This window comes from Candidatus Cryosericum septentrionale, from assembly GCF_003570995.1.
GTDB lineage: Bacteria > Caldisericota > Caldisericia > Cryosericales > Cryosericaceae > Cryosericum > Cryosericum septentrionale.
In genome coordinates this window covers 62,328-86,392 of sequence record NZ_QXIY01000033.1, presented here as the reverse complement: position 1 = coordinate 86,392, position 24,065 = coordinate 62,328, and the positions used below count along the sequence as shown (strand labels likewise).

The window sequence follows — 24,065 nt, the reverse complement described above, 5'->3', positions numbered from 1 at the left end:
GGTCCTTGTCTTCTGGATGATCTCATACCTCCCGATGAATGCTCCCAGCTGTTCCGCTATCTCATCCATCTCAGGGATCTGGAAGTCTTCTTCTGCGAGCAAGGCATGAAAGGCGGAGAGCGTCTTCGCATCAACGGTATCGGTCTTCGATCTGTTCCCCACTACCTTTGCGAAGTTCGCACTCTTCTTTGGATTCACTTCAACCACCCGGACCTCGTGTTCTGCAGCAAATACACGCAGGTAGTTTGAATAGGGTCCTGTTGGTTCATAGATGAACCGTACTGTCTCGTTCCACTCCCCTCCATACCTCTTCTTGAGGAGCTTCTTCAGGGTCTTCAAACTCTTCTCATTGGGAACCTCACCCTCCTGTGTTCCATCCCAGAGCTCCAACGATTGCTTTGAAACATCAATGCCGATATAATCTGTCATACGAAACCTCCTTGCTGTATGAGGAGAGTTTGCAATGGGTTGCCCTTCCATAAGCGTTTCATTTCGTCCATAACCCAAGCTGGAAGAACCTTCTTCCGCTTCTGATCCACCACAAACTTTGGAAGGGCGATCCATCTTTAGTCCAAGCTCATGAGGATTGCTCATTGCTTCAATGTACGTACGGTCTACCCTTGCCTCTCACCCATACTACCTGGAATAGTATCGATGATATCGTACGAAATGGAGGTGAACTGGCTCCGTACACTCATGAGAAAACGGGAGGTGAAGAATGACAGAATACTGCTGGTCCTTCGGACGAGAAAGGAGCAGCGGAGTGGACCTCACGATGCATGGATTCCCGCCTTCGCGGGAATGACGGATGGAGAGGTAGATTCCCGCCTTCGCGGGAATGACGGACAGAGGAGAAAGACTCGCGCATTTGCGGGAATGACAGAGACAAGATGGATTCCCGCATACGCGGGAATGACGAAGGCACTATACTGTAAATGACATCCCTGCAGTGGAGGCGACAATGGAACAGCATGGTCTGGTGATGGTGTACACAGGCAACGGCAAGGGGAAGACGACCGCGGCGCTGGGTCTCGGCCTCAGAGCCATCGGAGCCGGACAGCGCGTCCTGCTCGTCCAGTTCATGAAGGGGGACCCAAGCTACTCCGAGCTGAAAGGCATCGCCTTTCTGCCTGGATTCGAGGTTGTCCAGACGGGTCTGCACCACTGGGTCACCAAGGAACAGGTCAGTCTGCTGGACAGGATGGAGGCACAACGGGGAATGAACGTCGCCCGCAACGCGTTCGTGGAAGAACGACATGAGCTCGTGATCCTGGACGAGCTCAACTGCGCCATCGACTATGGCCTCATTCCTGAGACAGATGTTCTCGAGCTGCTGTCACACAGGCCCCAGTTCATGTCGGTCTGCATAACGGGGCGTGGGGCTCCTTCACTCCTGATGGACGTTGCCGACATGGTCAGCGAGGTCATCGAGGTCAAGCACCACTTCCACCAAGGCATCCCCGCCCAGAAGGGAATCGAGTTCTAGTCAGCCGGACGGAGCCAATGAACCCATCGAAGCGCAACGTCTGGGGGCTGTTTAACCTCGGTACTGCAGCTACCATCTGGGGGAGCACCTTCGTGGTCAGTCGCTATGCCCTGGCCAGCGTGTCCTTTCTCCACCTTGTTATCTTGCGGTTCGCATGCTCGACGGCTCTGTTCATGGTCCTCTTCCTCGTCCAGCGGCCAAGACTGCCGCAAGGCCGCGAATGGTGGCTCTACCTTGGCAGTGCTACGTCAGGCTATGTCCTCTCCATTCCGTTCCAGTTTCTCGGCACATCGCTGACCAGCGCGCACATCGGTTCGATCGTCACTTGTGCCACACCGCTCGCAATGGTCGTTCTTGCCGGACTCTTCCTGCATGAACGCATACGCGTCCGGGACATTTGTGCAATCGTCATCGCTCTCGCCGGCGTCGCACTGATATCACTGGAGGGGCTCAGTCACAGCTCAGGGGCAAGCCCTCTGCAGTGGCTCGAAGGCATTGCCGCTCTTCTTGCCGCGGCTGTCACGTGGGCCTTCTACTCCCTGTTTCTCCGCCTCATCACGAGGAAGCAGTCATCCCTCACTGCGACAGGCATCAGCAATGGGCTCGGATTTTTCATCCTCCTGCCACTGTTCATCCCTCGGGGTGGCGATGTTATCACCACAGTCGCCACCCACCCTGCGCTTGTTGCTGCTATCGCCTACCTCGCTGTCATCTCGACGTTTCTCGGGTTCTACCTCTGGACGCTGGGACTCGAACAGGTTGCCAGCGTCTCTGCTTCCTCGCTCATGTTCTTCTGCCAACCCCTCGCGGGGACAATCCTCGGTATGCTGGTTCTCCATGAGCACGTCACCGCGCAGACCATCATTGGCAGTGGGCTCATCCTCACCGGGTTTCTGGTCAACATGAATGGGTCACGGGTGAATACACTGTGAAGAATGGATGGCACGTTCGCCCCGGCATCCGTATACTAGAGGTGGCGAAACAGACTTCATACCAACCTCCTTCCCAGAGATGAAAAAGGCCTCCCTAGCAGCCGGAGGCCTTTTCCGTTCATCAGCGGGAACGCTACTCGAAAAGCGCCGTGCTGGCGTAGCGATCGCCACGGTCGGGGAAGATAACTACGATCACGCCGCGTTCCAGCGTGCGGGCCAGTTCCATGGCTCCCCAGAGGGCCGCACCGCAAGAGATGCCGACATTGATGCCTTCCTTTCGGTAGATTTCACGCGCGATGCCAAAGGCGGGAGCGTCTTCAGTCATCCGCAACGTTACGTCCAGGTTGTCGAAGCTGAAGATACCCGGTGTATAGGCTGCCATGTTCCGCAGGCCCTGGATCTTGCTGCCGGCAATCGGTTCGACCCCGACAACCTTCACCTGTGGCGCCTGCCTGTGCATGAAGGCGGACAGCCCAGTCAACGTGCCACCCGTACCCATGCCGGCCACCACATGCGTCACGTCAGGAACGTCCCGCAGTATCTCAGGGCCAGTTGTCTCCTCATGTGAACGCGGGTTGGCCCTGTTCTCGAACTGGTTAAGGTTGACCCATGACGGATCGTCCGAAAGCATCTGCTGTGCAGTCTTGATGGCCAGGTTCGTGCCGCCGGCGGCGTCCGTGAGAACGATATCCGCGCCGAACATCTTCATGACCTTTCGACGTTCGATGCTCGCGCTCTCGGCCATCACCGCACGGAACCTGTAGCCACGCAGAACCGCAATCATTGCCATGGCAATCCCAGTGTTCCCGCTGGTGGCTTCCAGCAGCTGAGCATCGGGCTTCAGCACCCCTCGCTCCTCGGCGTCCCTGAACATCGCGAGGACGGGGCGGTCCTTGAGGGATCCTCCGGGATTGTTACCCTCCAGCTTTGCCAGGATGCGAACCCCGGGATTTGTGCTGAAGTGCTGAAGCTCGACGACCGGCGTGTTGCCGATGAGGTTCAAGATGGAGTTTGTCGTCATGTGATTTCTCCTTTAGTACCGCGAGAGGTACATCGACACCATGGGGCCTGTCCGGAACGACGTGGCGCGAGGTCTTGGCGGGCATGAGATGCCCTGTGAGGCCCGCTCGCATGACCTCTGCCTTCGTGACATGTTCGCCGGCTCTCCAGGCAGTGACTCCTATTTGGTCACTACTGTAATCGACGAGATAGACGGGCACGTACTTGTACCCCATGCGCTTGAGAGCGTTGTAGCGGTGATGGCCATCCAGGATAACCATGGTCCGTTGGTCCACGATGATGGGGTCCTTGACCATGCCGTCCTGCACCAGATCGCGCTGGACTCTCATCAGGTTCTCGTTCAGAATCTGCTCGTGTTGTCGCAAGGCGTTTATGGGTACCAGTGTTATTGTCATTCGTTCTCCTTCTTCGTGAGCTCTCCAGTAACCAAAGAAGCCTCCCGTCTCCGGGAGGCTTCGCATGTTCAGTGTATGAATATACGACTAACGACGCCCCTCGGTATGCTGTGTTTCACAGATGCAGGTGTCCATCGCAATAGTTGTCATACAGTTATTGTGTCCCGACAGGACTCCGCGTCAACCTCTGCAATTGTGACCGTATCATGAACCTTGGGCGTCCAGATCCATCCGGTAGAGATACCACGTCTTGTAGCGGATGCCGCCTGCCCCTTCGATCTCGCGCCAGCTACGCACATTTTCCTCACCGATCAGCGACCCCTCGGCCACGCGATAGCCGTGCGTACGCCCCCAGGCGAACAGCTTGGAGAACATCGCTGCGGGAACTCCCCTGTAGCGATAGTCGGGAACGACGAACATCACCAGCGCACGCCCGGCGTCAATCCGCTTGCGATACAGGAGGAACGTCAGCCACCCAAAGGGAAACAGCCGCCCGTTCATACGTCGGAAAACCTGATTGTAGTCCGGAGACGAGGCGACCAGCCCAATGGGGCGCCCCTCATCAGTCCTGGCGATTGCAACCATCTCGGGTCGCACGAACTTCTTCATGTCGCGCACCATAATGCGCACGTCCTCGATGGAAGGAGGTGTCAGATCAGCCCATTCCACAGGTATCGCCTCGTCCAGGATGCGCTTGATGTCGCAGGCGGTTCCCTCCAGGTTGCCCATGTCCGCGTTGTCGACGTGGTAGTGGTACCGCGTCATAGCCTTCTGCACCAGCTTCTCGCGGTGATCGTTGACCGTGCCCACGTCAAAGCGCCAAGCCCCCAGACGGATATCCACGGTGAAACTGTAGCGCTGCATGAACGCATTGTAGTAGGCACGGTTGTAGTTGGTATACATCATTGGGGGGTCGTCGAAGTTCATGGCCAGCATGCCATGGTAGTCATCGCCGTTGGTCGGCGAGACTGGACCCTTCACTACGTGAACGCCTCGACTCCGCAGCCAGCCGGTGCCGGCATCGAGCAAGGCTTTGGCCTGGTCCCAATCGTCGACCACGTCAAACAGCGTGAAGGCGCCATATTGCACACCCTTGGCCGCGCTGAGCTTCGTGTCGACCAGGACCGCTATGCGGCCCAAGACCCGGCCCTTCTCGTCATGTGTGACAAAGAAGGCGTGCGGGTTGTCCTTGAGCACAAAACCAGCGCGCCCGCTGACAATCGCCATCATCTCTGAACGGAGGACCGGCACCCAGCCATGGTGCCCACGGTAGAGGCGGTATGGGAACTCGACGAATTCCCGGAGCCCTCGCCTGGTGGTGACTTCTTCCGCGACGGCCTTCATGCGCCCGTTTCTGGAGAAGCAGCAGCTTTCCGCTCAGCCAACTGACGCTGGATGTCCTGGTACCGTTCCCGTGTGATGGGATAGAACAGCATGGACACAATTCCTCCCAGGAAGATGAATCCCGAGAAACCTCCGACGAGCAGGCGGATCGTCAACACCGAGCGGGGCGACTGCACCGCTCCGGCGACGTATCCTCCCAGACTCAGTATCACCCCGACAACTGCGATGGCACCTGCTGAAGCCAGCTTCTGAAGAAATGTGCTGAAACCATAGTACATGCCCTCACGCCGTGTCCCGCTTTCAAGCTCGTCGAGTTCGATGCAGTCGGGGATAATCGCGCTCGGCAGGACGTGCGAGCTGCTGATGCCGATGCCGGCAAGAAAGAGGAGTGTATAGACCACCCACGGACTGGGGACCGGGACAGCGGCGATGACCGCCAGCACACAGACCACAAATGCCGTCCCCGCGATGTACGCCGTCTTCTTGCCCAGACGCCCGGATGCCCAGACCCAGAACGGGAGAAACAGAACGGCGGTAATGAAGAGGATGGCAAACAGGAGCGAGCTCTGCGCTTCCATGTGCACCACGTATGTCGCGTAGTAAAGGAACACCGCGGACACGACATCCACGCCCATCCACGTGAAGAGGTACATGAGCAGAGCAGCTCTGTACGGCTTGTTGGCAAGAACCTGCCGGACTTCGGCCATGAAACTGTCCCGCGCGCGACGGCCCACGGCGGCGAGTGGTGGTTCCCGCGTCGCGACAAATACCACGAGTGGCGGGACGACGATGATAGCTGCGGCTGCCCACGCCATGGCCACGTAGCCCCGCGGCGCAGAAACGAACCTCTCGACAATGGCGCGGGGCAAGACAGCCGCGACGAGTCCCAGAACGATAGAGAAGAACATGCGAAACGAGTTCAGGGCAGTCCGTTCGTCGTAGTCTCCGGTCAACTCTGCGGCAAGCGCCTGGTAGGGGACCGCGTATGCAGTGAAGAAGGTTATGTGCAGCGAGTAGGCAAACACATAGTAGACGAACAGTCCCCCTTGCGATAGCTGTTGTGGAACGATCCACATGAGAACAAACGTCAGGGCAAACGGGAGGGCAGCTGCGATGAAGAACGGCCGGCGGCGGCCAAGGGGCGTACGGAGATGATCAGAAATATAGCCCGTCAACGGGTCAGTGACAGCATCCCAGAACTTGCCCGCCAGGAGGACGACACCCGCCAGCGCGGGATTCAGGTGCGCCACGTCCGTCAGGAAGAACAGAAAGAGGAGTGAGGTAATCGTGTACGAGACGGTATTGCTCGTATCGCCAAATCCGTAGAAGAACTTCTGCCAGAAGCTCAGCCGCTGCCTCATCAATTGTTCAGGATGTCTTGGCCTGGTAGTCCTCAATCGCCAGGTGCAGCGCCTGAACGGCATACCCGGCACACCGCCACTTCGATTCAGGCAGGCCTTCGAGCAAACCCGACAAATAAGGCATGTCGAGAGCCAGAGCCTCGTCAATGGTCTTGCCTGGCAGTTCCTTGCTGAGAACAGAGAGCGTTGCGATAAGAGCCGTACACCCTGCTATCCGGTATTTGGCATCCGTGATGCGACCTGCATCGACGCTAATGAAAAGTGTTAGTTCGACGGCGTCCGCGTTGTCGGTGATATGCCCCGTGCCCGAGGGGTCGTCGATGTGCCCGATGTTGCTTGGGCTCATGAACTCACGGATCGTGACACGGCTATATTTGTCCATCTGACCTCAAGCCATCGAGCGCAGGAACTTGACGAGATTGGGAATGACGTCTGCAGCATAGTCGACGTCCTTCTCTGTCGTTGCATACCCAAACGAGAGACGTATCGACGACTTCGCTTCCTTCAGGTCACAGCCGATAGACGTCAACACATGCGACGCCAGCGTTTCCTGGGCATTACATGCCGAACCGCCCGCTGCGATGATGCCAGCCTCGTTCATGGCAAGAAGCAGTGGCTCGTTGTCGATACCCTCGATGCGGATATTGAGATTCTGTGGCACACGCTGCTTCATGTCCCCGTTCACGACGATTCTGTCGATGCGAGCCGAAAGCTTGTCAAACAGCATGTTCCGCAGCGTCGTCAGACGTTCGAGCTCTCCCGGCAGTCGTTCCTTGCCCAGCTGCGCTGCCTTGCCAAGCCCGACGATACCAGGAACGTTGTGGGTTGACCCACGCAATCCCCACTCCTGTCCGCCTCCGTCGATGAAAGGATACAGGGCAGCGTGGTCACGAACGAACAGGACGCCTGCGCCCTTGGGTCCGTTGAACTTGTGAGCAGAGAGACTCAGGAAATCGACCCCCAGGGCGTCCACGTCCACAGGGATATGCGCCGTCGTCTGGACAGCGTCCGTATGCATCAGAGCTCCGTGATCATGAGCTACGCGCGCAATGTCGGCGATGGGCTGTATCGTTCCAATCTCATTGTTCGCGTGCATGATCGACACCAGCACGGTCGTTGGGCGCATAGCGCGCCGCACGTCGTCAGGGTCCACGATGCCGCTGTGCCCAACCTTCACGAACGTCACCTCATATCCCTGGCGCTGCAGTGCCAAGGCGCTGTGCAAGATGGCATGGTGCTCGAACTCCACTGTCACCAGGTGCCCGGGCTTGTGCAACCGCTCGCGTGAAGCCTTTTCCACCGTTCCCTTGAGCACCCAGTTGTCTGACTCCGTCCCGCCACTCGTGAAAACGACCTGTTCGGGCTTCGAACCGATAAGAGACGCGACACGCCCACGAGCTTCCTCGACCGCTGTCTGCGCCACATCGCCCGCAGATGAATGCATGTAGGTCATGGGGTTGGCAAATCGCTCACTGAAGAACGGCTTCATTTCCTCAAAAACAGCCGGGTCAACCGGCGTGGTAGCTGCATTGTCCAAGTAGACTATTCTTTGCATTACATTCCTCCAGTGGCTTCAGTGCTTGTTCACCTGCATCGGTCGGGTGCAGAGACAGCCGAAATACGGTGGACATCCTGCTTAGCCTCAGGGCTGCAGAATCCCCTCCGTCTCGCCTTCGACAGACAGTATAACCGATGTGATGCCCGGAATCGCCATGAGTGTCGTCTCGATCTGCTGCCGAATTCCCAGGACACGCATGGAACCGCCTATCCCCTGCTGCAGCCCTTCACTAAAATCGGCCCGTGCGACGCCCGTCTCGGTGACAGAAACGGACCGGAGTGCGGCCCCTTCGGGGATCAGAGATGCAAGCCCCTGCCGGCGCTCTGCGGCTGTCGGACCCTTGAGAAGCTCTCGCAGAACAGCTTCGGCGAGAGGCAGCTCGGCGGAGACCCGCCGTGGCACCGTGACAAGCTCGGTCTCTTGCGATGACGCTCTGACAAGGAACACCTTCACGTCCACCTGCGGCGGCGAGCCCGCACGACAACCAGTCGCCGCGACTGCGACAAGCATCACGACACAGCCTGCTGCCAGCAGCTTCCTCACCACGAACCTCCTGTATGAACGACATGACGTCCAGCTGAACCAGCGCGGACGGCTCATTGTTCGCGGCTCGTTTCTCTCAGTCAAGTGAAGTCTACGAGCAAACTTCCCGCGCGTCAAATCGTCAGGAACGGCTTATGGCTCATGTCGTCGGGCATGTCCCCTGGCTCGGCTGCAATCTCTTTCAACATCAGTTCTGACCTGAGACGAGGTGCGCCGACACGCACATCGCTGTTTCTGAGAGACCGCCTTACTCTATGCACGGGGGACATACCCGTTCCCTTCCAGCAGCGCCTGCACGGTCTCCTCGGTCCGGGGCGCCTCGCGCACGGTCTTGTCGCCTACAACGTACAACCGATCCGGCAGGACGCGTATGGTCTCCAGATTGTGCGTGGACAGCACCACCGACTTGCCTTTTGCCGTAGCCCAGGATATCAGGCCATGGAGTTCGCGCAGGCTGGGGAGGTCAAGGTGCAGTTCGGGCTCATCCATCAGGAGGACATCCGTCCACTGCGCCACAAGAGCCAGGAGCATGATCTTGCGCTGCTGTCCTGACGACATCTCGTCGAGAAAACGTGCACCAAAGCCGCTGACCTCTGAGAACACGTCAGGGTGATCCGAGGCCTCGAGCTGTTGCATGGATTTGAGCCGTCCAAGGGAGCTGAGCTCGATGACCTCATCCACCAGGATGTGCGCCTGGGGTATCCCAGGCGACAGGAACCCAATGGTCGCTGCAAGGGTCTGCGGACTCATGGACTGCAGCGGGTGACCCTTCAGCATGACCTGGCCATCGAAGGGCAGCAGGAACCCGCGCATCGTCCGAAGGAGCGTCGACTTCCCTGTCCCGTTGCGGCCGACCAGAGCAACCGCCTCGCCTAGGCGAATGCTGATCGTCACGTCCCTGAGAACAGGTTCCCCGCGAACGTACCCGACCGCGACGTCGCTCAGCTCGAGGACAGCGGGAATCACATCACCCTCCTTGACTTGATCGACAACCAAATGAGATATGGCGCCCCAAAGAGTGACAGCACCGTGTTCAGCGGCACCTCAGACACGCTCACTGAACGGGCTATGAGATCCCCGACAACCACGACGGTCGCACCCATCAGCATGGTCAGGACGACGAACGTGCGGTCTGTGCGACGCGTCAGCAGGCGTGCCAGGTGCGGAGAGAACAGTCCAGCGAATCCCACGACTCCCGAGGCGGCAACGTCGGTGGCAGCAAGGACGACGCTGATAACCAGCAGTGAAATCCTCGTCCTTCTCACGTTGACGCCCAGGTTCTGCGCAAAGTCGTCGCCTACCAGATACGATCGAAGAGGGCGCATCAGGCTCATGACGACCGGTACAGCCACGATCAGCCCCGCGGCCACCACCGCCATGCCCGTTCCGGACGCCCTGTTGAGGCCCATCCAGGACCAGAAGATGGTGTTGGAGAGAATGTCGGGTCGTGTTGAGACGAGGATCGAGTACAGAGCGTTCAGCATGTAGGAGAGAGCAAGGCCCGACAACAGAAACGCCAGCAGGTCGTGACCGATGCGCCTGCTGATGACGAGGAGCATCGCCAGAACGAGGAGGCCTCCGGCCAGTGGCGCGGCGATCATGACGGGGACGGAAGCAACCGTCCCGGCAAGACCGAGAAGAGCAACCAGTGTGACAGCCAGCTGTGCCCCTCCTGAGACCCCGAGTAGGTAACTGTCAGCAAGCGGATTCCGGAAGGCCGTTTGCAGGAGAAAACCCGACAACCCCAGCGACGCCCCGACCAGGACGCCCAGCCCGATGCGAAGGAGTCTCAACATGACGATCTGAGCTTCCGGCGTTCCCATGGGGGCACCCCCGATCATGAGACGCAGTCCGTGGAGTACCTCAGAAGGCGTCAGACCAGCACTGCCGAAAAACACGCTGATGCCTGTGACGATAAGCAGGACTGCGGCTGTGCCTGCAAGTACAGCCGCATCGTGTCGTCGAACCTCGGCGTCAGGGACGGGAAGCACGCTGGATATAGTCCGCGATCAGCTCGAGACCCTTGATGATGCGGGGAGATGGGCGGAAGATGTAGTCACCCGACATTTCATAGACGTGCCCCTGTTTCACGGCGTTGGTCGTGGAGAACGCGGTCCGCCCTGAGACGTCTCCAGCTCCCATACCGGATGCCACGACGATGACGTCCGGGTTGTGACTGATGACGTATTCCTCGGACAGCACGGGCCATGGAGTATTCGCCTCATCAGCGATGTTGGATCCGCCGGCGATTGAGATGAGGTCTGAGACAAATGTCCCCTTCCCGGCACTCGTCAGCGGGCTGTTCCAGATCTCGACGTACACAGCCGGCTTGCGAGTCAGCTTCTTCGCTGCCTCGGCCACGCGTGCGATGGACCGGTGCATAGAGAGCGCCACCTCGAACCCCCGGTCCGGGACCCCAAGCACTACTGACAGCGAACGGATCGCACCTACGATACCTGACAGAGACTTGGGATCATCGGCGTACACCTGACGCCCCATCTTGCGGAGGCGTTCCACGACCGCAAGCGGCGTGCCATCCGTCACCAGGATGAGGTCGGGCGACAGGACCAGCAGCTTCTCGAGTGAGGGGTTGCTGAACGCGCCGACGGTCGGTATCTTCTTTGCCTCCTCAGGGTAATCCGTATACTCGGACGTAGCAATGATGTTGCTCCCCCGACCAAGGGCAAAGCAGTTCTCTGCAAGATTCGGCGCCAGGGTCACAAGCCTCATCTTCCCGGCCTTCGCCGGGAACGTCTCATGTTCATAGCCGAGGACATCTTTCATGACGGACGGGATCTGGAGGACGATCGACGTGAGTCCATTGCTGACAGACGATGTCATCGTCCCGCCGGACGCAGTCACCAGGCCCTTGAGAATCTCGTCCGACAGATACAGGGTCCCGGTCTTGCCGGAGGCACGAACCAGGTCCTTCCGGACCGACGTGCGATAGGAGCTGTCGACAAGCGTCCTGACACCAAACTCGTACGCGCCTGCAACTGGCCCCAGCGCGAAGTACGCGGTGTTCTGCGACCGCTCGAACCGCACCACGCCGCCTGCCGCCTCAATGAGAGCACGCATTGGGAAGGCAAGGCTGGTACCAAGCTCGACCGGAACGAACCCCTTGGGGAAGCTCCCTGCAACGCGCTTTGAGCCTATAGTGACAACGAATGTGGACTGACCAGCACGGATATTCAGGGAAACACGAAGCATCGAGGCAGCCGAGGCGACACTGCCGGCCTGTGTGGCGGGGACGGTAACCAGCATCGATACCATGATGACAGCAAGCACAAGCCATATGATCCGTTTTCCACCTGCCGGCCTGCAACCTGCCGTCGGATCAACATGCCTTTCGATCCGGTTCCAATATCCTCTCCTCAACATTCCGGTTCCTCCATCTTATTGAGTTTTGGGTCCGGCCGCCTGCGGTGAGTCACAGGGGACTCCCACTCGGCCACCGGTTGCATCCGCTTCTGAGGGCGGACCGCACTTCTAGTGCCAGACAAGCGATCCAGCGATGCAGACCGGTCGTCTCGTACCTTGGCAAGCTCCAGTATATGAGTTCCTGACCTCTGTCAACGTTGCCATTCCTCCGAGCCCACCGTCACACAAGGTATTGCAAAAGGGGATTAAGCTATAAATTGAAGAGGAGCAAATTGTCCTTTTGAGAAGAGGCGATGGATTTCGAAAGAGGGGAAGGGCTCCTCAAGTGAGAGGCAGTGAGTTGTTGAGAAAGTTTACGAAAAGAGGGCTGAAAGGTTGAATCTGGAAAAGAGAAACATAAAACTACAGGGAGGTAACTATATGGAATTAGCCATGCAAAGATATTTCTCGTCAATAATTGAGATTCTTAACCGAATTGAAAGCACACAGAGTGAAAACATCCAAAAGGCAGCTGATCTTATGGCAGATTGTACAAAAAATGGTGGAATAATTCATGCATTCGGTACAGGCCATTCGCATCTTGTTGCTGAAGACATCTTTTGGCGAGGATCCACACTAGCCAACATACATGCAATATTGGAACCCGGAATGACAGGACATGCCGAAATAACAAAGAGCGAATATATGGAGAAGCTGGAAGGGGCGGGCAAACTAATCGTTGATTATCATCGACTTAGTTCTCCCGATGTCATAATTGTGATTTCCAATTCTGGCAACAATATCGTTCCAATAGATGTTGCGATCGAAGCTTCGAAAAGAGGAGTCAAAGTCATTTCTATTACTTCTTTCGATTATGCAAATCATCTCAAAACACTCCATCCTTCAGGTCACAAACTAAAAGATGTTGCAGACGTAGCGATTGATAATTGCTGTCCCATCGGGGATGCTGCCTTATCTTTTGAAGATTTGCCAATGAAGGTTGGCGCCGTTTCAACGGTTGCTGGATCATTCATAGCTCATTCACTTATTGTACAGACAGTCGAAAACTTGCTTAAACAGGGCGTAAAGCCGGATGTATATTTTAATGGCTCCTTTATGGCAAATTCCAAAGAAGTTGAAGAGTATAACCAAAAAATTACTGATAAATATTTCTTAAGAATTAGAAATTTGTAGGATCCAAATAGAAATGATTCTCTTTACAGGGTTGACGCCGGCGTCTCGCTCGTATTGTATCATCAGGAATCATAGTGGAATGGTCGGACGTGTCACGGCTCCGAGGGAGGTATCCTGACCCCCTTCCCTCGGAGCCGTGCCTTTGCCTGATCGCTGACCTCGGAGGCCTGCAGGAGATCTGGCATCACTGTCTGCAGCCTCTTGCCGATGTCAGCATCATGGCTACCTCCTCTCTGTTCACGATGATTTCTTCGTGATGCAACGCGACGGGTGACAACCCGCTCTCTTTGCCATATACTAAACATGTAAGAGATGGAGGAGAAGACATGATACGTGCGATAAGCCTGGACTTGTGGAAGACGCTTATTCTGGACCATGATCAGGATGAGGCTCTACGCGACCGCATCCGGGCTCAAGCCATTCGTGAAGTCCTTGGCGAACACAGCGTGGTCGTTTCCGAGGATGGACTCTACGAGAGTCTTCGTCGCATCGACGTCTTGCGCAGAGACGTTCGTGAGATGCGCAACTGGACTCTGACAACGTCCAGCCAGATCGGTTTCGTTCTGACGCAGGCCAGCGTGTACCCTTCCAGGGAGCTGGTCGATGCTGTCCTGCCCCGATATGAGGCGGCGATCTTCCAGTTGATGCCTGCCCTCGTCGAGCCAGACGCCCCACAGCTGCTTGCAGATCTAGCCCGGCACTACCCTCTCTCCTTGACCTCCAACACAGGAAAGACGCCTGGGCAGGTTCTGCTGAACGTACTCGACATGCTGAACATCCGCATCCCGTTCACACATTTCATTTTCTCGGACGAAGCCCTGTATCTGAAACCTGACAAAGGTATCTGGAAACTACTGGTCGACACCAACGAACTGAAGCCGGAGGAGATCATCCATGTGGGGGATTCATACCGCATGGACTACAGGGGAGCTCGCGCGGCGGGCCTCCAGGCCATTCTCTTTCGACGCCAGGAGTCGTTGCCCGCAGAAACCCCAGCGATCGACTCACTCAGTGAACTCGCAACAACTATCGAGGAGATGAACAGATGAACATCCGACTTACCGGTTCCAGCCTGACCTCCAGCGAAGTCGTCCGTGTCGCCCGCCAGGGTGCCATCGTCGAACTCGGCAAGGAAGCTGTGGAACAGATCGACGTTGCCTCTTCATTCGTCCGGCAGATCGTACAGGATGAAGCCCCTGTCTATGGCATCAACACGGGGTTTGGCTCTCTGTGCAATGTCCACATTGGTTCCCAGGATTTGGGCAAGCTGCAGGAGAACCTCATCCTGTCACACGCTGTCGGTGTCGGCCACTGTTTCAACGAGGACGAGGCGCGAGCAACAATACTCGTACGTGCCAATACACTGGCCAGCGGACACTCGGGTGTTCGTCTCGAGGTAGAGCAACTGCTGCTTGAGCTGCTCAATAAGCATGTCTACCCCATGATCCCCTCACAGGGGTCTCTCGGCGCATCTGGTGATCTGGCTCCTCTTGCCTCGCTGGCACTCGTGCTCATTGGCAGGGGAACGGCGAAAGTGCATGGCGAAATCCTCCAGGGCCAGGCAATCCTCAACGCCATCGGAGCCAAGCCGGTCGTCCTGGAAGCCAAGGAAGGCCTTGCCCTTATCAATGGCACCGCCGTCATGACCGGCGTAGCCGCTCTCGTCTTCTCGGACGCGCGCACACTCCTTCGTACCGCCAACCTGGCAGCCGCCATGACCATGGAAGCACTCCGCGCCCGTCTCGAACCCTTCGACGAACGCATCCACGATCTACGCCGGCACGCCGGCCAGGGCGCTGTTGCCAAAGATATTCTGAGCTACCTTGCAGGCAGCAAACTCGTCGGCACGTGCGACGACGTTCAGGACGCTTACAGCATCCGCTGCATGCCGCAGGTCCATGGCGCCATCTCCGATACCGTCGACTTCGTGGAAAACGTGTTGCTCAATGAGCTCAATGCGGTCACAGACAATCCCCTCCTGTTCCCGGCTGACGGAGACGTCCTGTCGGGTGGAAACTTCCACGGCGAACCCGTGGCTTTGGCCATGGACTACCTCGGCATTGCCCTGTCAGAGCTGGCAAGCATCAGCGAACGGCGCACCAACCGCCTGCTGAACCCCGCCCTCAACCGGGGACTGCCGGCGTTCCTGACGCGCGATGCAGGCCTCAGCTCCGGCCTCATGATCGCCCAGTATACGCAGGCTGCTCTGGTCTCTGAAAACAAGGTACTGGCGCATCCCGCTTCCGTGGACAGCATCCCGGTATCCGCCGACCAGGAGGACCACGTCAGCATGGGCACCATCGCTGCGCGCAAAGCCCGCTCCATTGCAGACAACGTGGCGACCGTGGTCGCCATCGAACTGCTGGCCGCCTATCAGGCTGTCGACATCCTTGGCGGCGAGGACAAGCTCGGTCTGGCGACCAGCAAGGTATTTGCACAGCTCAGAACGCGCGTTCCACCCATAAACGGCGACCGCATGTTCATCGAAGACATCAACGCGGTACAAGACCTGATTCGCAGCAATGCAGTCTGACGGGAGGAAGAACATGGAACCGATACATGCACCGCACGGAACGACCCTGACATGCAAGAGCTGGCAACTGGAAGCTCCCATGCGCATGCTGATGAACAACCTGGATCCAGAGGTCGCAGAGCGGCCCGAAGACCTGGTCGTCTATGGCGGCAAGGGAAAGGCTGCTCGCAACTGGCAGGCCTACGCCGACATCATCGCGACACTCCAGAGCATGGACGTCGACGATACGCTCGTCGTACAGTCCGGCAAGCCAGTCGCCGTCTGGAAGACTCACATCGACGCGCCCCGTGTCATCATCAGCAATTCGATGCTGGTCCCACACTGGGCCACCTGGGACGAATTCCACAAGCTGGAAGACAAGGGACTGATCATGTACGGCCAGATGACCGCCGGTTCCTGGATCTACATAGGGGCTCAGGGCATCCTGCAGGGCACCTATGAGACGTTGGCCGCTGCCGCCCGGCAGGCCGGCTGGGAAGACCTGAGCGGACGGTTCGTCCTCACGGGTGGATGCGGTGGCATGAGCGGCGCACAGCCTCTGGCCATCACCATGAACGGGGGCGTCGGACTGATCGTCGAATGTGATCCCGCGAGGATCCAGAAGCGTCTCGACACCAAGTACATCGAGACGATGGTGACAGACCTGGACACGGCCCTCTCGATGGTGTCGAAGGCAGTGGCCGAGAAGAGGCCTCTGTCCGTCGGTCTCGTCGCCAACGCAGCCGACGTCTTTCCCGAGTTACTGAGACGAGGGGTGATCCCTGACGTTGTGACCGACCAGACGTCTGCTCACGATACGCTGAATGGATACGTCCCCAACGGCATGCCGCTGGAAGAGGCATACGCTCTGCGCAAGAGCAACCCTTCCGAGTACGAGAGGCGCGCGCTGGACGCCATCACCGTCCACTGCAAGGCGATGGTCGGCCTGCAGGAACGTGGAGCTGTCGTATTCGACTATGGCAACAACATCCGTGGCCAGGCCCTGGCAAACGGGTACGAGGACGCGTTCAAGTTCGACGGCTTCGTCCCAAAGTACATCCGTCCGTTGTTCGAGGAAGGCAAGGGTCCCTTCCGCTGGGCAGCACTCTCGGGGGACCCGAAAGACATCTGGACGACCGACGAGGTTATCCTCAAGGAGTTTGCGTACGACCAGCACCTTGTCAAGTGGATCCAGATGGCGCACGACCAGGTCCAGTTCCAGGGTCTTCCCGCCCGTATCTGCTGGCTGGGATACGGCGAGCGAGAGCGGTTTGGCCTCATCATCAACGACCTCGTGAAATCCGGCAAGATCTCCGCGCCCATCGTCATCGGACGCGACCATCTGGACTGTGGCTCCGTCGCCTCACCCAATCGTGAGACCGAGAAGATGATGGACGGCAGCGACGCCATCGCCGACTGGCCTATCCTCAACGCTCTCCTCAATACGATCGGAGGGGCTACCTGGGTCTCCGTCCATCACGGCGGCGGCGTCGGGATCGGTTACTCCATCCACGCCGGCATGGTCATCGTTGCCGACGGCACGGATGCTGCGGCCAAACGCCTGTCGCGTGTTCTCACTTATGACCCAGGCATGGGCATCGTACGGCACGCTGATGCAGGGTATCCGAAAGCCATCCAGTTCGCCAAGGACCATGGCATCCGTATGCCATCACTCAAATAGGAGGCCCCACCCGTGGAAAAGGAACTCAATTACATCGACCTGATACGCACGCGTCATTCGACACGCGACTACGAACAGCATACGTTGACTGACGCTGACAGGACTCAGATCATGGAAGCGGTCGCCAGCGCAGTTCCGCTCAGCAGCACCGTTCGCCTCGAGTGGAAGATCGCTGACCGCTCGCCCATGGGATGCAGTGGTCTCGTATATGCCGAGTGCGGCACGTCCGACGAAGAGCTGGCCGAATATGGGTATCAGGGTGAGCAGATCATTCTGGCGTTGCTCGCGGACGGATGGGGAACGTGCTGGTATGCAATGGTGCGGATGCCCGGCAGCCCTTGCTCGATAACCATCGGCAGGCCGGCCGCGCCAGGGGTCCGATCAGTGGTCATGGGTACTCTGTCACGAGGACATATGCGCAAGTCGCTGGAACAGCTGGTCACGGGTGGCATCCCCGAACATTCGTCACCACTCGTACGCACTGTTCTGGAGTCTGCCCGCCTGGCCCCCTCCGCCATGAACCACCAGCCCTGGAACTTCGAAGTGACATCTGACACACAGATCGTCATCAAGGGTAATACCGGCCGTTTCCCCGACATTGGTATCTGTCTGGCGAACGCGATGGTCACTGCCCGCCAGCTCGCGGGAAAGGTAACCGTTTCTCGCCTCAACGAAGGCAAGTACAGCATCGCCTGGTAGCCCCCTCCACAGCAGAGGTCAGAAGCTGCCGATCCCCATCGCACGCGCCGTACTCCAGGCGATCAGCAACCCCGGAAATGAAGAAGGCGCAAGTCCTGGTTTTGTCCCGGGCTTGCGCCATTCCATCTTGGACACCATCCACAGCTTCTGCTGTTTCTGAAGGTGCCGGATCTTCGCTGGTTTGCTCCGTGTCCGGCGGTTCTTCTCGATGGGCCGCGTGGCCTTCCTCATCATGCTGTCTTCGTCCATGAGCCACCTCCTGATTGTCAATGCTCGTACGAATGAAGCCGTAACAATGTACCGGAGGCAAATTGGATGTCAAGCTCCAGACGTGAAGGACGGCCGTGAGCAAATAGCACTCACGGCCGAGATCTCTCCGATTGCGAATTCCAAACCCTGTCTAGTCTGCGAGGCCTTCCCTGGTACGCAATTGCATGCGGACCTGTCGCTCGCTGAACTTGCGAGCGAAGTCGGAAGCAACACGTGCATTCTCAAGCGCGCCCGCTTTGTCATCATTGTTGCTGCTATGCAAAATGCCGGGAGTGGCACCTCTCTTGGCCAGCAATTCCATCACCTCGACCAGCATGCTATCGACCAGCACTGCCCCCGCGATTGTCGAGCCAGGACCGGCCTTGGCGGGGCTGCCTTCGATAGAGACCAGAGCGTCACCTGGTTTGCCGCACGTATCCAGAACAAGGTCGGCCACCTCAAAAAGCCTCTTTCCCGATGAATGCCGGGATGGAGTCCCCTGCGAATGCGCAACATTGGTCACGGCGATGACATGCAGCCCCATCTTCCTGCCCTCCATGGCCATCTCCACAGGAACAGCATTACGACCGGAGTTGGAGATGACAACCAGCACATCGCCCTTTTCAACCGGCGAGTTGGTCAGATAGACATGGGCAAGGCCGGGCAGACGTTCGAGATATGTTGCCTGTGTCTCATTGATGTGTACCATAAGCTCAGTTTCCAGGATACCCTGTGCTTGGATGAGACCGCCGGCACGGCTCATCATCTCTTCGGCAATCATGTGAGAATGTCCCGTTCCAAAGCCAAACAGCATTCCACCGTTCCGAACGCTGTCCGCCACTATGCGAGCGGCTTCCAGTATGTTGTTCATTTGCGTCTCTTCAATACGGTTGATCATGGATCTCACTGCCTGAATATACGTTGTTGCTGCCATGTCGTTCCTCCTGAATCAGATGTCGTTCGTCGTCTCAGACTCCAAACTCGCCTGCGGCGAACCTCTCCAGCGCCACCGCCGCACCCTGTTCATTGTTCGACGGTACCACGAACCTCGCCAGAGACCGTGTCTGCTCGTCGGCATTTGCGACCGCAACCGAGACCAGGGCTGTTGCAAACATGCTTCGGTCTGCCTCGCAGTCACCCACGGCCATCACGTGGGACCTCTCGAGCCCAAGATAGTCGATCAGCCAGCGAAGCGCAGCACCCTTGCTGACCCCCGCGTCCATGATGTTGACGAAGTTCATGTCAGCCTTGACCACATTCGCCCGGGATCCCAGGCTTTCCACGACGAGGTGCCTGACGGCATCCGTATTCTCAGGCAGGCACGTGATGGAGATTTTCCGCACTCCGTCTGTTGCGATCTCGCTTGCCGCTGGAACATAGCGCAAGTGACTGGCATACCAGCTGGACCCCCACTCGTCGACAAAACTGGGTGCGCCCGCGTTGCGGAACACCTGCGGATCGCCCCGACCATACAGGATCATATTCACAGGAATGTCTATCGAGCGCACCGTCTCCACCGACCCGAGGAGAACCTCAGGAGATATGGCTCGCTCCATGAGAATGTGCCCATTCTGTGGATCGACGACTACTGCCCCCTGTTCCGCGATGACGGGAACTGAGAGCCATGTCAGCTGCCGAACGTATGGTGCGATGCGCTCAAGATCACGCCCGGATGCAATTGTGCACGCAAGCCCGGGAGCACTGACAGCTCGCAAGCGTGCCGCTGTCTCATCGGAAATGAACGACCGGTCGTCAAGAAGCGTCCGATCGAGATCAAAGACCGCAAGTTTTTGAATATACATCCAGGACCTCTGGTTCAGGCGTGATACTCGCCGCTCACAAATCGTTGAACAGCGGCAACGACGCCGTGTTCATCGTTCGACGGAGCCACGTACCGAGCCATACGAATCACCTGGGGATCGCCGTTGGCCATAGCTACGGAAACGCCTGCAACCTTGAACATGCTGGCGTCTGTCTCATTGTCACCCAGAACCATGACGCTCTTCATCTCTACGCCAAGCATGGAGGACAAGGTTGAGACGGCGCTGCCTTTGTTGACACCTGCTCCCATGACGTCGATACAGTTTGCGTCAGCCTTCATGACCGTCGCAGTGACCCCAAGTGCGTGCTCCAAGTCCAACTCGAGGGCGTCCGTCTCCTCCGGGTGACACCGGATGGCAATCTTACGATAGCCCTCCATATCGTGAGTCTTCCAGACCCCAATATCCTCAAAACGCGAATTCAGCTCCACATATGGCGTGTTCTGCAGGAAGAAGGGTGCGGCGGCATTCTTGTAGAGCACGACGTCCTTGCCTTTCAACAGAAAAAAGTTGAAATCGTATGAGCTACGTTGCAGAAGGTCGAGGACTCCTCCTACGACAGAACCTGCGAGATTCCACTCAGCAATGATGTGCCCATCAAACGGATCCTGGATGACGGCGCCGGTTTCACTGATGATCGGCACGTGGATGATCCCCAGCTGCTCAACGAACCGCATAATCGAGAACTGTTCCCGGCCGGAGCAGATGGTGAATTCTACCCCGGGAACCAGGGCAGCCCTCAATCCAGCAATCGTTTCCTCGGTAATGAGTGAATGGCTGTCCAGCAGCGTCCCATCAAGGTCGCAGGCAATGAGCTTCTGGATTGCCGCCACGGCCCTACGCGCTGTAGACCACGCTGCCCTCGCAGATCGTGGAAGAGACATGAAGGTCAGGAGTCAGGATAACAATGTCCGCAACGGCTCCCGGCCGGATAATGCCTCGTTCGGTCACACCTATGGAACGGGCAGGGTTCTGACCTGCAGCGCGGAAAGCACTCGCAAGATCAAGGCCGCCGATGTTGACCACGTTGCGGACGGCCCGATCCAACGTCAGAATGGAACCCGCAAGGCGCCCACCAGGGAGCCGCACTGAGGTTTCGTCCACCGTCACCTTCAGTCCATTGAAGAAAACGAACTCACCCTGAATGCCCAGTCCTGCAGCAAGGATAGAATCAGAAATAAGCACGAGCCGCTCCTTGAGATACCGGCTCACCAGTGCAATCGTGGCAGGATGAGTATGCACACCGTCAGCTATGAACTGAAGATAGACATCGTAGAGGAACGCAGCACCCACAGGACCTGGTTCGCGATGAAGCAATGGTCGCATCACATTAAAGAGATGATTCATAGATGTGGCGCCGGCGGCGATCCCCGCAACAGCATGCTCAAAATCCGTATCTGTGTGGCCAATGGAGACATGCACGCCCCGGCTGACAAGATACTCGATGACCGGGATCGCCCCCTCGCGCTCAGGCGCCATGGCCATCAGCGTGACGGGACCACTGTCAAGCAATGCTTCGGCATTCGCAATGGTCGGTATCTCGAAATCCTCGGGATTCATGGCCCCTGGCATTTTTTCATTCAGGAATGGTCCCTCCAGATGCCACCCCAGAGGTCTCGCCCCCTCGACGGTTGCCAGCTTGGAACTCAAGGTTGTCATGACGTGCTGGAGAGTGGCAATGCGCGCGCCCACGGTCGTCGGCAGAAATGACGTGACGCCGGCATGTGGCAGGCCTGTCGCCATACACTCGAGAGCTTCGCTGCTCGCTTCCATGATGTCGTGCCCGCCGTACCCGTGAATATGGACGTCAATGAAGCCGGGAGCAACAAGGAAACCCGTCGCATCGAGAACTTCAATCCCAGAAGGTTGTTCCGTGAGAGTGTGTTTGATCCGGCCAGCCTCAATTTCGACCCAGAACGTACCACGCAGTTCATCGGGTGTAAAAAGACGGTCGGTCTTGATGACATAGTGCGAAGATGCCAGTATGTTCATGGTCTTCTCCTTTCGAACACAACAGGACATGAAAGAACCCCGGCTCCAGTCAGGACGCCTGGGAACGTTGCACGTCAACCCGGTTGCCCGTGTCGGCAGATTGATAGCAGGCATCGACTATGCGATGTGTCCAGCCGGCCTCCGCAAGAGTCGGGCGGGCCGGAAACCCAACATCGCCGCCCGTACAACCGTCCAGAAATGTATAGATGCTCGCAGCATGCATGTCACACATGAGTCCCATCGACATTTTCGAACTTGGAAACGCAGTCTTCAGATACGTTACCCACGGGTCGTCCAGGATGACGTCCTGCGTGACGTCACGCGAAGCCGCATCCACGACGACCACTCGCCCGCGCTGAAGATCGATTGACACAGAACCCTTCGTTCCAAAGACCTCAAAGGCAAAGGTTCCTTCACGCCCGGCGTGTACCCGGGAAACCTCAATCGTTCCCGTGCTGCCATTTACCAGGTCTGCAGTGACCAGTGCCCAGTCGTCCACGTCGACACGGGACATTTCATCTGGGGCTCCCGTACTGGGACGCTCACCAACGACAGTTCTGGTCACGCAGCGCACTGCTTCGAATTCGCCGACGACCATGCGCACAGCGTCGACCATATGAAGACCCAGATCGACGAGCGCACCACCACCAGATTCCTTGCGACTCAAGCGCCACGTCATTGCTCGCTGGGTGTTGAGATAACTGGCATGCAGCAGGACAGCCCTCCATGTCACGACATTGCCGATGACGCCCGCTCGAACGATCGCGCGCGCAGCCGCCATAGCAGGAAGGAAGCGATACACGAGGGCAGTCTGGTTGAAGATCCCCGCATCGTCTGCCTTCCGGGCCAGTTCAAGCGTGAGCTCGCCATTCAGGTCGACCGGTTTCTCACAGTAGACAGGGACATGTGCCGCGACAGCTGCCTCAACAAGAACGCGATGCTCAGCGTTTGGGGTGCACACGTCCAGCATGTCGATCTGGGCGCACGTCGAAGGCACGGATTCATAAGGGAGGGCTCGCGAAAACTCGAACCGATCAGCCTCATTCGGGTGCGACGTATAGACCGTGTCAAACATGACTCGCGCCGGAACTTCTGCGTACATCCCGGGCAGTGCCCGATAACACATCCAGTGGATGCGGCCGATGAAACCAGTTCCCGCAAGGCCAAGCCGAACCGGCTGCATTTGCTCAGACACGGTACAGGCGGTCTGCGTACTTGGCTGTGTACTGCTTGTTGAATTCAGGGCCCCCGTCCACGTTGGCGCTCATGAACACGGGTGGAACGTAGCCAGCCTCCAACATCTCGCGGATAGCAAAGACCATCGTCTAATCGACCAGGATGTCTGAACTGATGCTCGACGTTCCGGCGATCTTGGTAGGAAGACCCGGAAGTTCGATAGTAGCATCCCCTTCGACACTGTGATTGTCCAGGATGACGTCTGCAAGTTGCCACAGCATCTTGCCACTGGAATGGCGCGACGTACTGTGTTTGCCAACCTCGAGAGCGGTGACGGCAATGACCGGTATGCCAATCGACCGTGCAACCATTGCCATCTCGATGATCAGAGGATTCCGGCCCGAGTTGCTGATGATAAACAGACAATCGTTGTTCCGGATGTCCCATATCTCGGCGAATGTCGTTCCCACGCCTTCGATGCGTTCATAATGGCCGCCCGATAGTTCCTTGACCTGTTTGGATGGAATAAGGCCGCCCGCGCGCCCACAAATCTCGACGGCAACAGATGCAGAATGCCCGCTGCCAAACGCCTGCAGGATTCCGCCGCCCATAATGCTCTGCGCAACAATATGGCCTGCCTTGCGCATGTTGCCCTCTTCCTGCTTCAGGACAGGAATCAGTTCCTCGATCTTGTCAAAGAATTCCAGTGCCATACAAACCTCCCAATTCGTATCCGCTGTTCC

24 protein-coding genes and 1 pseudogene are annotated in these 24,065 nt (G+C 57.7%); 7 read left to right on the top strand and 18 right to left on the bottom strand.

Features of this window, described 5'->3' with window-relative positions; translation table 11 throughout:
- Positions 1–429 (bottom strand): IS110 family transposase (locus SMC1_RS07855; RefSeq protein WP_165849337.1); only part of this gene is annotated, 429 nt, incomplete at its 3' end.
- Positions 430–961: 532 nt separating this feature from the next.
- On the opposite strand from SMC1_RS07855, the gene SMC1_RS07845 reads away from it, so the two are divergent.
- Both SMC1_RS07845 and SMC1_RS07840 read left to right on the top strand, forming a co-directional pair.
- Positions 962–1,486 carry a cob(I)yrinic acid a,c-diamide adenosyltransferase gene (locus SMC1_RS07845; protein WP_119086227.1) on the top strand — a complete coding sequence of 175 codons (525 nt, stop codon included), beginning with the start codon at positions 962–964 and terminating at the stop codon, positions 1,484–1,486.
- A gap of 17 nt (positions 1,487–1,503) precedes the next feature.
- Positions 1,504–2,418 (top strand): DMT family transporter, encoded by a 915-nt coding sequence (locus tag SMC1_RS07840; RefSeq protein ID WP_119086226.1) that lies wholly within the window; start codon positions 1,504–1,506, stop codon positions 2,416–2,418.
- 133 nt (positions 2,419–2,551) lie between these two features.
- Here SMC1_RS07840 and SMC1_RS07835 read toward each other — a convergent pair whose 3' ends face one another.
- The 10 genes from SMC1_RS07835 to SMC1_RS07790 all read right to left on the bottom strand — a co-directional run bounded on the left by SMC1_RS07835 (position 2,552) and on the right by SMC1_RS07790 (position 12,020).
- A complete protein-coding gene (locus tag SMC1_RS07835; RefSeq protein ID WP_119086225.1) occupies positions 2,552–3,439 on the bottom strand; it encodes a PLP-dependent cysteine synthase family protein in 888 nt (295 codons plus the stop codon).
- Positions 3,333–3,833 carry a ParB N-terminal domain-containing protein gene (locus tag SMC1_RS07830; protein ID WP_165849336.1) on the bottom strand — a complete coding sequence of 167 codons (501 nt, stop codon included), beginning with the start codon at positions 3,831–3,833 and terminating at the stop codon, positions 3,333–3,335. Before SMC1_RS07830 ends, SMC1_RS07835 begins: the two co-directional genes overlap by 107 nt.
- Positions 3,834–4,037: 204 nt before the next feature.
- On the bottom strand, positions 4,038–5,177 hold the full coding sequence (locus SMC1_RS07825; protein ID WP_119086223.1) for a hypothetical protein: 1,140 nt from the start codon (positions 5,175–5,177) through the stop codon (positions 4,038–4,040).
- Positions 5,174–6,538, bottom strand: a complete 1,365-nt coding sequence (locus SMC1_RS07820) for an MFS transporter (RefSeq protein ID WP_165849335.1) — start codon at positions 6,536–6,538, stop codon at positions 5,174–5,176. The genes SMC1_RS07825 and SMC1_RS07820 overlap by 4 nt, the downstream gene beginning before the upstream one ends.
- A 7-nt stretch (positions 6,539–6,545) precedes the next feature.
- The gene (locus SMC1_RS07815) at positions 6,546–6,920 is read right to left on the bottom strand and encodes an iron-sulfur cluster assembly scaffold protein (protein ID WP_119086221.1); all 375 of its coding nucleotides are present in this window, start codon (positions 6,918–6,920) and stop codon (positions 6,546–6,548) included.
- Between the two features lie 6 nt (positions 6,921–6,926).
- On the bottom strand, positions 6,927–8,093 hold the full coding sequence (locus SMC1_RS07810; protein WP_119086220.1) for a cysteine desulfurase family protein: 1,167 nt from the start codon (positions 8,091–8,093) through the stop codon (positions 6,927–6,929).
- Between the two features lie 87 nt (positions 8,094–8,180).
- On the bottom strand, positions 8,181–8,639 hold the full coding sequence (locus SMC1_RS07805) for a GerMN domain-containing protein (protein WP_207799362.1): 459 nt from the start codon (positions 8,637–8,639) through the stop codon (positions 8,181–8,183).
- Positions 8,640–8,891: 252 nt separating this feature from the next.
- On the bottom strand, positions 8,892–9,605 hold the full coding sequence (locus SMC1_RS07800) for an ABC transporter ATP-binding protein (protein ID WP_165849334.1): 714 nt from the start codon (positions 9,603–9,605) through the stop codon (positions 8,892–8,894).
- The gene (locus SMC1_RS07795; RefSeq protein WP_165849333.1) at positions 9,602–10,630 is read right to left on the bottom strand and encodes a FecCD family ABC transporter permease; all 1,029 of its coding nucleotides are present in this window, start codon (positions 10,628–10,630) and stop codon (positions 9,602–9,604) included. The genes SMC1_RS07800 and SMC1_RS07795 overlap by 4 nt, the downstream gene beginning before the upstream one ends.
- Positions 10,614–12,020 (bottom strand): ABC transporter substrate-binding protein, encoded by a 1,407-nt coding sequence (locus tag SMC1_RS07790; protein ID WP_119086216.1) that lies wholly within the window; start codon positions 12,018–12,020, stop codon positions 10,614–10,616. Before SMC1_RS07790 ends, SMC1_RS07795 begins: the two co-directional genes overlap by 17 nt.
- A gap of 420 nt (positions 12,021–12,440) precedes the next feature.
- Here SMC1_RS07790 and SMC1_RS07785 point away from each other — a divergent pair, with 420 nt between their 5' ends.
- From SMC1_RS07785 to SMC1_RS07765, 5 genes are all read left to right on the top strand, one after another.
- A complete protein-coding gene (locus SMC1_RS07785; RefSeq protein ID WP_119086215.1) occupies positions 12,441–13,193 on the top strand; it encodes a sugar isomerase domain-containing protein in 753 nt (250 codons plus the stop codon).
- A gap of 326 nt (positions 13,194–13,519) precedes the next feature.
- On the top strand, positions 13,520–14,242 hold the full coding sequence (locus SMC1_RS07780; RefSeq protein ID WP_119086214.1) for an HAD family hydrolase: 723 nt from the start codon (positions 13,520–13,522) through the stop codon (positions 14,240–14,242).
- A complete protein-coding gene (hutH, locus tag SMC1_RS07775) occupies positions 14,239–15,726 on the top strand; it encodes a histidine ammonia-lyase (RefSeq protein WP_119086213.1) in 1,488 nt (495 codons plus the stop codon). The genes SMC1_RS07780 and hutH overlap by 4 nt, the downstream gene beginning before the upstream one ends.
- A 13-nt stretch (positions 15,727–15,739) precedes the next feature.
- The gene (hutU, locus tag SMC1_RS07770) at positions 15,740–17,386 is read left to right on the top strand and encodes a urocanate hydratase (RefSeq protein ID WP_119086212.1); all 1,647 of its coding nucleotides are present in this window, start codon (positions 15,740–15,742) and stop codon (positions 17,384–17,386) included.
- 12 nt (positions 17,387–17,398) lie between these two features.
- A complete protein-coding gene (locus tag SMC1_RS07765) occupies positions 17,399–18,085 on the top strand; it encodes a nitroreductase family protein (protein ID WP_119086211.1) in 687 nt (228 codons plus the stop codon).
- Between the two features lie 18 nt (positions 18,086–18,103).
- On the opposite strand, the gene SMC1_RS07760 is transcribed toward SMC1_RS07765, so the two are convergent.
- The 7 genes and pseudogenes from SMC1_RS07760 to SMC1_RS07730 form a co-directional block, all read right to left on the bottom strand.
- A complete protein-coding gene (locus tag SMC1_RS07760) occupies positions 18,104–18,334 on the bottom strand; it encodes a hypothetical protein (RefSeq protein WP_119086210.1) in 231 nt (76 codons plus the stop codon).
- Between the two features lie 151 nt (positions 18,335–18,485).
- A complete protein-coding gene (locus tag SMC1_RS07755) occupies positions 18,486–19,268 on the bottom strand; it encodes a sugar isomerase domain-containing protein (protein WP_119086209.1) in 783 nt (260 codons plus the stop codon).
- A gap of 34 nt (positions 19,269–19,302) precedes the next feature.
- Positions 19,303–20,136 (bottom strand): HAD-IIB family hydrolase, encoded by an 834-nt coding sequence (locus SMC1_RS07750; protein WP_119086208.1) that lies wholly within the window; start codon positions 20,134–20,136, stop codon positions 19,303–19,305.
- A 14-nt stretch (positions 20,137–20,150) separates the two neighbouring features.
- Entirely contained in the window at positions 20,151–20,987 is an 837-nt protein-coding gene (locus SMC1_RS07745; RefSeq protein WP_165849331.1) for a Cof-type HAD-IIB family hydrolase, read from the bottom strand.
- Positions 20,988–20,991: 4 nt separating this feature from the next.
- A complete protein-coding gene (gene nagA, locus SMC1_RS07740) occupies positions 20,992–22,146 on the bottom strand; it encodes an N-acetylglucosamine-6-phosphate deacetylase (RefSeq protein ID WP_165849330.1) in 1,155 nt (384 codons plus the stop codon).
- Positions 22,147–22,195: 49 nt separating this feature from the next.
- Complete coding sequence (locus tag SMC1_RS07735) at positions 22,196–23,341, bottom strand: Gfo/Idh/MocA family protein (protein WP_126855193.1); 1,146 nt, start codon at positions 23,339–23,341, stop codon at positions 22,196–22,198.
- A pseudogene (locus SMC1_RS07730) lies at positions 23,334–24,035 on the bottom strand (SIS domain-containing protein). The gene SMC1_RS07735 and the pseudogene SMC1_RS07730 overlap by 8 nt, the downstream one beginning before the upstream one ends.
- Between the last annotated feature and the right edge of the window lie 30 nt (positions 24,036–24,065).

What these genes read in the sequence shown, in the direction of transcription:
- SMC1_RS07845 (WP_119086227.1), top strand. Translation starts at nt 962, where the DNA reads ATGGAACAGCATGGTCTGGTGATGGTGTACACAGGCAACGGCAAGGGG.
- SMC1_RS07840 (WP_119086226.1), top strand. Translation starts at nt 1,504, where the DNA reads ATGAACCCATCGAAGCGCAACGTCTGGGGGCTGTTTAACCTCGGTACT.
- SMC1_RS07835 (WP_119086225.1), bottom strand. Translation starts at nt 3,439, where the DNA reads ATGACGACAAACTCCATCTTGAACCTCATCGGCAACACGCCGGTCGTC.
- SMC1_RS07830 (WP_165849336.1), bottom strand. Translation starts at nt 3,833, where the DNA reads ATGACAATAACACTGGTACCCATAAACGCCTTGCGACAACACGAGCAG.
- SMC1_RS07825 (WP_119086223.1), bottom strand. Translation starts at nt 5,177, where the DNA reads ATGAAGGCCGTCGCGGAAGAAGTCACCACCAGGCGAGGGCTCCGGGAA.
- SMC1_RS07820 (WP_165849335.1), bottom strand. Translation starts at nt 6,538, where the DNA reads ATGAGGCAGCGGCTGAGCTTCTGGCAGAAGTTCTTCTACGGATTTGGC.
- SMC1_RS07815 (WP_119086221.1), bottom strand. Translation starts at nt 6,920, where the DNA reads ATGGACAAATATAGCCGTGTCACGATCCGTGAGTTCATGAGCCCAAGC.
- SMC1_RS07810 (WP_119086220.1), bottom strand. Translation starts at nt 8,093, where the DNA reads ATGCAAAGAATAGTCTACTTGGACAATGCAGCTACCACGCCGGTTGAC.
- SMC1_RS07790 (WP_119086216.1), bottom strand. Translation starts at nt 12,020, where the DNA reads ATGTTGAGGAGAGGATATTGGAACCGGATCGAAAGGCATGTTGATCCG.
- SMC1_RS07785 (WP_119086215.1), top strand. Translation starts at nt 12,441, where the DNA reads ATGGAATTAGCCATGCAAAGATATTTCTCGTCAATAATTGAGATTCTT.
- SMC1_RS07780 (WP_119086214.1), top strand. Translation starts at nt 13,520, where the DNA reads ATGATACGTGCGATAAGCCTGGACTTGTGGAAGACGCTTATTCTGGAC.
- hutH (WP_119086213.1), top strand. Translation starts at nt 14,239, where the DNA reads ATGAACATCCGACTTACCGGTTCCAGCCTGACCTCCAGCGAAGTCGTC.
- hutU (WP_119086212.1), top strand. Translation starts at nt 15,740, where the DNA reads ATGGAACCGATACATGCACCGCACGGAACGACCCTGACATGCAAGAGC.
- SMC1_RS07760 (WP_119086210.1), bottom strand. Translation starts at nt 18,334, where the DNA reads ATGGACGAAGACAGCATGATGAGGAAGGCCACGCGGCCCATCGAGAAG.
- SMC1_RS07755 (WP_119086209.1), bottom strand. Translation starts at nt 19,268, where the DNA reads ATGGCAGCAACAACGTATATTCAGGCAGTGAGATCCATGATCAACCGT.
- SMC1_RS07750 (WP_119086208.1), bottom strand. Translation starts at nt 20,136, where the DNA reads ATGTATATTCAAAAACTTGCGGTCTTTGATCTCGATCGGACGCTTCTT.
- nagA (WP_165849330.1), bottom strand. Translation starts at nt 22,146, where the DNA reads ATGAACATACTGGCATCTTCGCACTATGTCATCAAGACCGACCGTCTT.